The following is a 9,371-nucleotide window of genomic DNA, read 5'->3' as shown; positions in this document are numbered from 1 at the left end:
GGCCAGGGAGTTGGCCGTGAGCTTGGTGCGGTCGCGGTTGTAGACGATGACGCCGAACTTCACGCTGTTGCAGACCGCAGCCACATGCTCGATCAAGCCCTCCTGGCCAGCTTCGGTCAGGTAGTGGGGCAAGAGCAGGATGCCGTGGGCGCCCAGGCGCTCGGCCTCCTGGGCATGGGCGATGGCCGTGCGCGTGGGGCCGCCGGCACCGGCAATGATGGGCACCTTGCCGCGGCAGGTGTCCACGGCGGTCTTGATGACCTCGCCGTACTCGGGGCCCGAGAGGGAGAAGTACTCGCCCGTGCCGCCGGCGGCAAACAGGGCGCTGGCGCCGTAGGGGGCCAGCCATTCGAGGCGGGCGGCGTAGCCCTTGGGATTGAAGTTGCCCTGGGCGTCGAAGTCGGTGACGGGGAAGGACAGCAGGCCGGAGCCCATGATGGATTTGAGGTCTTGCGGGGTCATGGTGGTAGCGAGGCGGTGATGTGGAAAAAGAGGCGGGTGCTCAGTCGAGCTTGATGTTGGCGGCCTTCACCACGGAGGCCCAGCGCGCACGCTCCTTGGCGAAGAACTGGTCCTGTTCGGTGGGGGTCATGGTCACCACTTCGGCGCCCTGGCCGGCCAGGCGCGAGCGGATGTCGGGCGAGCGGATGGCGGTGATCAGCGCCTTGTTCAGCCGTTGCACCACGGCGTCGGGCGTGCCGCGGGGCAGCAGGATGCCCTGCCAGGTACCGGACTCGTAGCCTGCAACGCCTTGTTCGGCGATGGTTGGCACGTCGCCGATCAGCGGCATGCGTGTGGGCTTGGACACACCCAGCACCTTGAGCTTGCCGTTCTGCACCTGGGGCAGGGTGGCGAGCATGCCGTTCATCAGCACCTGGGTCTGGCCGGCCACGGTGTCCTGGATGGCGGTCACGCCACCCTTGTAGGGGATGTACTGCCAGCGCGCGCCGCTGGCACGCTCCAGCGCCACACCGGCCAGGTGCGGCGCGCTGCCGGTGGCGGTGACGGCGAAATTCAGGTCCGTTGTCTTGGACAGTGCAACCAGTTCCTTGAGGTTGTTGGCTTTGACCGAAGGGTGCACCACCAGCAGGTGGGGCGAGTAGGCCAGCATGGTCACGCCGCGCAGGTCCTTGGAGGGGTCGAACGACAGCTTGGTGTAGACCGAGGGGCTGATGGCGAGGGCGCCCACGTCGCACAGCAGCATGGTGTAGCCGTCCGGCTCGGCCTTGGCCACGAAATCGGCGCCCAGGTTGCCGTTGGCACCGGGCTTGTTCTCCACGATCACGGGCTGCTTGAGCAGCTCCGACAGCGATTGGCTGATGGAGCGGGCAATGATGTCCGAGCTGCCGCCGGGCGGGTAGGGCACGACCAGTTTCAGGGTCTTGGTGGGCTGCCATTCCGCTGCGGTCTGGGCGGCGGCCGTGGCCGAGGCGAGTGCGGCGGTGCACGCCAGAATGGCGTCGCGGCGGGTCAGTGTCATGGATTGTCTCCTGGTTGCTGGCTTGTTGATAGTCATCGTACAACTAAGCACGGGGAAAAACAATGGCCTTGCGAAAAAATGGCGCAATAAAGTGCTGCTGCCGTGCCGGCCATGGTGCATCCAAAGTCCTTGGGAGGGCTGCAGCGGGTGCTTTTTCCGACACGCCGAAAGCCCTCGGTTTCCCTATGGAGATGGCGCTGGATCCGGGAAGGGCACTGCGCTGATCCAGGCAGGAGGGCGGCATGCAATCGGGTTCGGGTAATCCCCTTGGTCGGATGGGCTCTCGGGCCCCACAATCCGCCATGTTGTATGACGACATATGACGGGCGGCTGATTTTTGTTGCGAGAGATGGCCTGTCGCCCCGTGTCGCCTGCTGGTTCTCTGGCCCGCCGCTGGTGGGGGCCTTCCCTCTTTTGAAAGGAAATACCGATGCTCCGTGCAATTCGTTGGCGCAGCCTGGCGCTGCCCCTGGCTGTGGGTGCCCTGTGGTTGGGGGCTGGCTCTGCCGCCCTGGCCGCCACCTGGGTCTATGTGTCCAATGCCGACAGCCAGGATCTCTCGGTGCTGGAGCTGGACCGCAGCGCCGGCACGCTCAGGCCTGTGGAGACGGTGCCGCTGGGCGGCATGGCCATGCCCATGGCCGTGAGCCCGGACAAGCGCGTGCTCTATGTGGCCTTGCGCTCCCAGCCGTTCCGGGTGGTCAGCCTGGCCATCGATCCGGCCAGCGGCAAGCTGCGCAAGCTCGGCGAGGCGCCGCTGGCCGACAGCATGGCCAATATCGACACCGATGCCACGGGCCGTTGGCTGTTCGCCGCCTCGTACCCCGGCCACAAGATCACGGTCAACAGCATCGGCAAGGATGGGGCGGTGGGGGCGGTGCAGCAGCTCATCCCCACGGCGCCCAATGCGCATGCCATCCATGCCGATGCCGCCAACCGCCACGTGTTCGCCACCAGCCTGGGCGGCGACAACCTCTCGGCCTGGCGCTTCGATGCCGAGACCGGGCGGCTCACGGCCCACGAGCCGGCGCTGACCAGCGTCCCGCCCGAGAAGTCGGGCCCACGCCATTTCGTCTGGGACCGTGCGCAGCGCCACATGTATCTGCTCAACGAACTCGATGCCGCCGTGCACGTGATGGGCTATGACGCGGCGCGCGGCACGCTGCGGTCCGTGCAGCGCACCACGGCGCTGCCGGCGGGCTTTGCCGGCAAGCCCTGGGCGGCCGACCTGCACCTTTCGCCCGATGGCCGCACGCTCTATGCCTCCGAACGCACATCGAGCACCCTCAGCAGCTTCCGCGTCGATGCTGCCACCGGCCAGCTGCAGCCGCTGGGCCAGGTGCCCACTGAAAAATCGCCACGCGGCTTCGCAGTCGATTCCTCGGGCCGTTTCCTGATCGCGGCCGGGCAGGAGTCGCACAGCCTGTCGCTGCATCCCATCGATGCGGCCACGGGCATCCCTGGTACGCCGACCCGTGTGCCCGCCGGCAAGAACCCCAACTGGGTCGAGATCGTCGACTTCCCCTGAATCCCTCTTTCTATCTGGAGACAAATCCCATGCAACGCAGAACCCTCCTTGGCACGGCCACCCTGGCGGTGGCGGGCGCCCTCATCGGCCTGCCGGCCGCCGCTCAGGGTGCCTGGCCTACGGGCAAGCCCATCAGCTACGTCGTGCCCTTTGCCGCAGGTGGTACCACCGACACCCTGGCGCGCATGATCGGCCAGCCACTGGGCACGGCCCTGGGTACCACGGTGGTGGTGGAGAACAAGGCCGGCGCCGCGGGCAGCGTGGGCTCGGAGGTGGTGGCCCGTGCGCCGGCCGATGGCTACACGCTGCTGGGCGGTACGGTGAGCTCGCATGCCATCAACGCCAGCCTCTATCCCAAGCTCGGCTACGACGCCCTCAAGTCCTTCAGCCCGGTCACGCTGATCGGCACCAACCCGGTGGTGCTGGTGGTGGCTGCCAGCAGCCCCTACAAGACGCTCAAGGACGTGCTTGCGGCCGCCAAGACCAAGGAGGGTGGCCTGTCCTCCGCCTCGGCCGGCACCGGCAGCTCGCAGCACCTGGCCGTGGAGCTGCTGGGCTTCAAGTCGGGCGTGAAGTTCACGCACATTCCCTACAAGGGCAGCGGCCCGGCCATCCAGGACGTGATCGGTGGCCAGGTGGACATGATGTTCGACACCACCGTGGTGGCGGCGCCGCACGTGCAAAGCGGCAAGCTGCGCGCGATTGCCGTCACCTCGCCCAAGCGCCTGGCCTCCATGCCCGAGGTGCCCACGGTGGCCGAGTCGGGCATCAAGGGCCTGGAGGACTTCCAGGTGCAGTCCTGGCAGGCGATCTTTGCGCCGGCCGGCACGCCGGCGCCGGTGGTCAGTCGCCTGCACGACGAGATCCGCAAGATCCTGGCCCAGCCCGAGATGCAAAAGCGCCTGGCGGGCTTCGGCATGGAGCCGGCCGACCTGGGTGTGGCACAGATCGCGGCCTTCCAGAAGGCCGAGGTCGAGAAATGGGCCCAGGTCATCAAGGCCGCGAACATCAAGGTGGATTGAGCGGCCGGCAGGGATGGGCGGCTATTCGGGCGAAATGTTTTCTTCGTCACCCGGTGCCGTGGAATCCGGCGCCGCTGCCGGCGCCTGGCCTGCATCCGGCTTGCGCTGCAGCACGAAGTCCGGGTGCTGGCCCGTGAGCAGCAGGAACATGGCGAACACGGGGCCCTGCATGCTGCGCTCGTCGCTGGTGCTCTCCAGGGCCTGCCAGGTGCGCGATTGCAGGCCGCCGCGGCTGCCGGTCTGCAGCGGATAGCCCATCAATTCAGCGGCCTGGGCCTGGCTCAGGCCCGCTGCCGTGCGTGCGGCCTTGAGCTGCTCACCGCTGGGCACGGGCATGTTCAGTGCAATGGTGTCGGGCTTGGTGGTGCTCATGGGCGTGCGGTGTCCTTGGTGGGGCGGCATGGGGTGTTGCCGTCCATTGTGATGCAGGCGCAGTGTGCATGGTTCATGCCGGCAGCACCTGGCCGGTGGCTGGGAAATATCCCGAGCGCAGGTCTTCGTCGCTGAGCGGTGTCCCCTGCCACAGGGTCACCTTGCTGGCGCCGCTGCCCATGGCCAGCTCGCGCAGCGCACGCAGTTCCACCTGGGTGTAGCCGCCAGCGGGATCGCTGGGCGGGTGCAGCACCATGTGCGGGGAGGGGGTGAGGCCCCAGGTGCTGCCGCCATTGCGCAGCACATGCTGCACGGCGTAACGCAGCAACTGCTCAGCCAGCGCGTAGTCCGAGATGATGCTGCGCGGATGGGCCAGCGGGTTCACCAGGCGGGCGCCCGTCTGGCTGGCCGCCTGCCTGGCGTTGTCGCCCACGGCCTGGATGGTGGGCTTGGGTGCCTGCGCGATGGCCAGCTCCGGCGCGCCGCTCCAGGCGCCACCGGTCCTGGCGTTGCGCACCTCCAGCCGCTGGGGCGACAGCTGCACGTACAGCACGGGGATCAGTGACTTGAGCATGGTGTGTTCGACGGCGTGTGCAACAGGGTAGCACGCTGATCCTTCATCCCTGCACGGGCCCGGGCATCCCGGGTGCCATGGACGCAGTCTGGCGGCAGCCGTTGTACAGTGCCACGCCTGAACCCACGAGGATTGCGCAGATGAACACCCCGGCCGCTTTGCCCCATGCCACCCCTGCCGCCACGCACACCGGCTGGTGGGCCGTGTGCCTGTGCGCCAATTGGTGTGGTACCTGCCGCGACTACCGGGCCATCTTCGATGCCCTGGCCCAGGACCACCCGGGCGTGCGCTTCGAGTGGGTGGATATCGAGGACGAGTCCGAGCTGGCGGGCGACCTGGATGTGGAGACCTTTCCCACCCTGCTGATCGCCGATGGCGTGCATGCCCGCTTTCTGGGGCCGCTGCTGCCCCAGGCACCCGTGCTGGCGCGGCTGCTGTCCAGCCTGCAGGCAGGGCAGGGCGGGCAGGGGGCCGGCGCCGAGGCGCAAGAGGTGTTTGCGCGCGTGCGCGCGGCGCGGGGCGGCTGATCCGCAGCGATGCGCGTGGGGCCACAGGGGGCTCCTTGGGTGCTATTTTTTGAATAGCATTTGTGCAGTACCATGGGCCGATTTCCCCTCTTCGCCCCTGTCGCGTACTGAGTTGTCCATGTCCCTGGAGTTCTGGTTCGAACCCGAGTCCCTGCGTGCGCTGTGCGATGACGGCGTGTGGGCGCGGGGGACCGCGCTTTTCAAGGCGCGCGCCGTGCGGCGGCTGGCCATCAGCGCCCAGGGCGACCACTGGCTGCTCGAAGGCGATGTGCAGGGCAGCCAGCTGGCGCCCTACCAGCTGTCCGTCTCGATGGCCCTGATGCCCGATGGTGCGGTGGACTACTGGCGCAGCCAGTGCAGCTGCCCCGTGGGCCTGCAGTGCAAGCACGGCGTGGCGCTCATGCACCAGGCCGCGCGCCAGGGCCCGAGCGAGGCCGAACGCGCGCGCGGCCTGGCGGTGCCTGCGGCCGGGCTGAGCCGCCCGCCGCCTGCGCGCAGCGATGCGCAGCAGCGCATGGCCGAAGTGCACCGCCTGGAGTCGGAGGCGCGCCTCATGAACTGGCTGCAGGCGCTGGACCGGGCGGCGGGCCTGGTCGATGGCGAGCCGCCGGCAGGCGCCAACGGCGCGGCTGACCGCCCCGAGCAGTATGTGTACCTGGTCTCCGCCGTGGGCGCGCCCCGTGCAGCGCCCATGCTGCAGCTCGAGGCCGTGGTGTCCTACCCCAAGGTCACGGGGGGCTGGGCCAAGCCCAAGCTGGTGCGCACCCAGCCGGCCAAGGGCCAGGCGGTGTTCGACCGGGCCAGCGACACCGACCGCAAGGTGCTGCAGCTGCTGCGCGCCCTGCCGCGCCAGCAGAACTACTACTCGGCCTACAGCGGTGCGCCCTGCGCGGTGCTGGAGGGGCAGATCGGCCTGCTGGCCCTGCAGCAGGCGGCCAGCACCGGGCGCCTATTTGCCGATGCGGGTGGCTCCACCGTGGGTGAGCCTCTGCGCTGGGGGGCGCTGCTGCCCATCGAGTGGAGCTGGCAGGCGGTCTCCGGCGGGGCGGCTGGAGCGCTGGCGCAGGACAGCGGCTGGGCCCTGCAGGCCCGCCTGCCTGGGGTTGGGGCCACGCTGTGCCACAACAGCCCGCCGATGTATCTGGATGCCGCTGCCGGCCTGTGTGGTCCGGCGCATGCGCCGGGCATGGAGAGCGCGCAGCTGGAGGTGCTGCTGCATGCGCCCCCGCTCAGTGCGGCCGCGCTGCAGAAGTACCAGGCCGATGTGGCCCGGCGCCTGGGTGCCCTGCCGCTGCCGCCCGTGCTGCAGGGGCTGGGCCGGCTCGATGGCGTGGCCCCGGTGGCGCGCCTGCACCTGGCGCCCACGCCGGCTCCCGGGGTGGCCTACATGGGGCTGATCACGGCGCAGCTGCGCTTTGACTACCAGGGCCATGTGGGCTGGTGGGCGGGGCAGCCCCTGTCGGTGCTGGTGGATGGGCCGGACGGCAAGGTCCTGCTGCAGCGCGATGGCCGTGCCGAGATCGATGCCGTCTCGCGCCTCATGGACCTGGGCTTGCTGGGCGTCGATGAAGGCCTCTTCGGCATTCCCGGCGAACGCCCGCAGGGCGCCTGGATGCTCTGGGCCGACGAAGACTTTGCCGTGCTGCGCAACGCCGGCTTTGCGCTCACGGTGGCCCCTGAGCTCGATGGCTGGATCACGCACGCGCAGACCGTCCATGTGCACCTGGGGCCGGAAGGTGGCGACGATGAGGACGAAGAGGCGTTCGGGCTGGATGGCGAGGATGCCGGCCAGGCCGGCGACGGTGGCGCCATCGGGGGCGATGGCGCCGGGCCGGGCCCGTCGCCCTGGTTCGAACTGTCGCTGGGCATCGAGATCGATGGCCAGCGCCACAACATCCTGCCCTGGTTGCCGGAGCTGATCGCGGCCGTGGCCGCGGCGCCGATGGGGGAGTCTGCTGGTGCCTCGGGCCTGCCGGACCTGCCCCCTCATGTGTTCCTCGCGGCCCCCGGTGGCCACGGCTATGTGCGCCTGCCCACCGATGCGCTGCGGCCCTGGCTGGCGGCGCTGCTGGACCTGGCGGGCGACCGTGCGCACGACTTCTCGGGCGCCAGCCTGCGCCTGTCGCGCCTGGAGGCGCTGCGCACCAGTGCCTCGCTGGGCGATGGCGTGGCCTGGGCGGGCGCTGCCAGTCTGCAGGCGCTGGTGCGGCAACTGCAGGGCCAGGGCCAGCTGCCCGAGGTGCCGGTGCCTCCGGGCGTGCACGCGCAGCTGCGGCCTTACCAGCAGCAGGGGCTGAACTGGCTGCAGTTCCTGCGGTCCAACGGCCTGGCGGGCGTGCTGGCCGACGACATGGGCCTGGGCAAGACCCTGCAGACGCTGGCGCACATCCAGGTCGAAAAGGATGCTGGCCGCCTCGCACAGCCCGCGCTGATCGTGGCGCCTGTGAGCCTGATGGGCAACTGGGAGCGCGAGGCCGCGCGCTTCACTCCCGGCCTGCGCAGCGTGGTGCTGCACGGCAGGGAGCGCCACGCCCTGGCCGAGTCCATGGCCGAGCACGACCTGGTGATCGCCCCGTATTCGCTGTTGCAGCGCGACCGCGAGCGCTGGCTGGAGGCGCGCTGGCACCTGGTGGTGCTCGACGAGGCGCAGAACATCAAGAACGCCACCACCAACGCCGCCCAGGTGGTGGCGCAGCTGCAGGCCAACCACCGGTTGTGCCTGTCGGGCACGCCCATGGAAAACCACCTGGGCGAGGTCTGGAGCCTGTTCCACTTCCTCATGCCGGGTTTCCTGGGCAGCCAGCAGCGTTTTCGCGACCTGTTCCGCACCCCCATCGAGCGCCAGGGCAACACCGAGCGGCTGGCACAGCTGCGCGCGCGCATCACCCCCTTCATGCTGCGCCGTGCCAAGTCGGTGGTGGCGCACGAGCTGCCGCCCAAGATCGAGACGGTGATGCCGGTGGACCTGTCGGGCGGCCAGGCCGACCTGTACGAGACCATTCGCCTGGGCATGGAAAAGACGGTGCGCGAGGCGCTGCAGGCCAAGGGTCTGGCGCGCTCGCAGATCACCATCCTCGACGCGCTGCTCAAGCTGCGCCAGGTATGCTGCGATCCGCAGCTCGTGCCGCTGGAGGCGGCGCGCAAGGTGCACCACTCCGCCAAGCTGGCGCAGCTGATGGAGATGCTGCCCGAGATGCTGGCCGAGGGGCGGCGCATCCTGTTGTTCTCGCAGTTCACGAGCATGCTCTCGCTGATCGAGGCGGAACTGGCCAGGCGCGGCCTGCCCTGGGTCAAGCTCACAGGCCAGAGCCAGAAACGCGATGCCATCATCGAGCGGTTCACCAGCGGGGAGGTGCCGCTGTTCCTGATCAGCCTGAAGGCCGGCGGGGTGGGGCTCAACCTGCCCCAGGCCGACACCGTGATCCACTACGACCCGTGGTGGAACCCTGCCGTGGAGGCCCAGGCCACCGACCGTGCCCACCGCATCGGCCAGACGCAGAGCGTCTGGGTGGTCAAATTGGTGGCGCGCGGCACCATCGAGGAGCGCATCCTGGCCCTGCAGGAAAAAAAGGCGCAATTGGCGGAAAATCTTTACCAGGGTGCCGCGGGTCGCAAGCAGCCGCTTTTCACCGAAAGCGACCTCGCCGAGCTGCTGCAACCCTTGTCTCCGTCGTAGCGCTGTACCGCGGCTGCAACGGTCCGTTTCCCGGCAAAGCCCCGCCGGGCTTGGGTTTGCGCCGAGCTGGGGCGCGCCTGCCCGGAAAAGCCCTGTTGCAACTTTGCAAACAGGTGCTTTACGGGCTACAATATGGTTCTCACGACCAAACGGGCGGGTACCAACCGCCCGTTTTTTTTGGCCGTTTGCTTT

General features: G+C 68.9%; 8 protein-coding genes. 4 read left to right on the top strand and 4 right to left on the bottom strand.

Translation table 11 applies throughout. From position 1 onward, the window contains the following. Positions 1-462: dihydrodipicolinate synthase family protein (locus HNP48_RS22405; protein ID WP_184861209.1), on the bottom strand; the 462-nt coding region annotated here is incomplete at its 3' end. A gap of 40 nt (positions 463-502) precedes the next feature. Continuing rightward, on the bottom strand, positions 503-1,480 hold the full coding sequence (locus HNP48_RS22400) for a tripartite tricarboxylate transporter substrate binding protein (RefSeq protein ID WP_184861207.1): 978 nt from the start codon (positions 1,478-1,480) through the stop codon (positions 503-505). Between the two features lie 430 nt (positions 1,481-1,910). On the opposite strand from HNP48_RS22400, the gene HNP48_RS22395 reads away from it, so the two are divergent. Further along, complete coding sequence (locus HNP48_RS22395; protein ID WP_184861205.1) at positions 1,911-3,008, top strand: beta-propeller fold lactonase family protein; 1,098 nt, start codon at positions 1,911-1,913, stop codon at positions 3,006-3,008. A gap of 29 nt (positions 3,009-3,037) precedes the next feature. After that, the gene (locus tag HNP48_RS22390; protein ID WP_184861203.1) at positions 3,038-4,030 is read left to right on the top strand and encodes a tripartite tricarboxylate transporter substrate binding protein; all 993 of its coding nucleotides are present in this window, start codon (positions 3,038-3,040) and stop codon (positions 4,028-4,030) included. Between the two features lie 21 nt (positions 4,031-4,051). Here the strand turns inward: HNP48_RS22390 and HNP48_RS22385 are convergent, their stop codons facing one another. Next, positions 4,052-4,402, bottom strand: a complete 351-nt coding sequence (locus HNP48_RS22385) for a DNA-binding transcriptional regulator (RefSeq protein WP_184861201.1) — start codon at positions 4,400-4,402, stop codon at positions 4,052-4,054. Positions 4,403-4,475: 73 nt separating this feature from the next. Further along, entirely contained in the window at positions 4,476-4,976 is a 501-nt protein-coding gene (locus HNP48_RS22380) for a rod shape-determining protein (RefSeq protein ID WP_184861199.1), read from the bottom strand. Between the two features lie 140 nt (positions 4,977-5,116). Between HNP48_RS22380 and HNP48_RS22375 the strand changes: the two genes are divergently transcribed. Then, a complete protein-coding gene (locus HNP48_RS22375; RefSeq protein ID WP_184861196.1) occupies positions 5,117-5,503 on the top strand; it encodes a thioredoxin family protein in 387 nt (128 codons plus the stop codon). Between the two features lie 118 nt (positions 5,504-5,621). Continuing rightward, positions 5,622-9,179, top strand: a complete 3,558-nt coding sequence (locus tag HNP48_RS22370) for a DEAD/DEAH box helicase (RefSeq protein WP_184861194.1) — start codon at positions 5,622-5,624, stop codon at positions 9,177-9,179. Positions 9,180-9,371 lie beyond the last annotated feature (192 nt).

The organism is Acidovorax soli (genome assembly GCF_014207955.1).
In the GTDB taxonomy this organism is placed as follows: domain Bacteria; phylum Pseudomonadota; class Gammaproteobacteria; order Burkholderiales; family Burkholderiaceae_C; genus Acidovorax; species Acidovorax soli_A.
The sequence above is the reverse complement of the archived record's forward strand: the minus strand, read 5'-3'. Positions and strand labels throughout refer to the sequence as shown.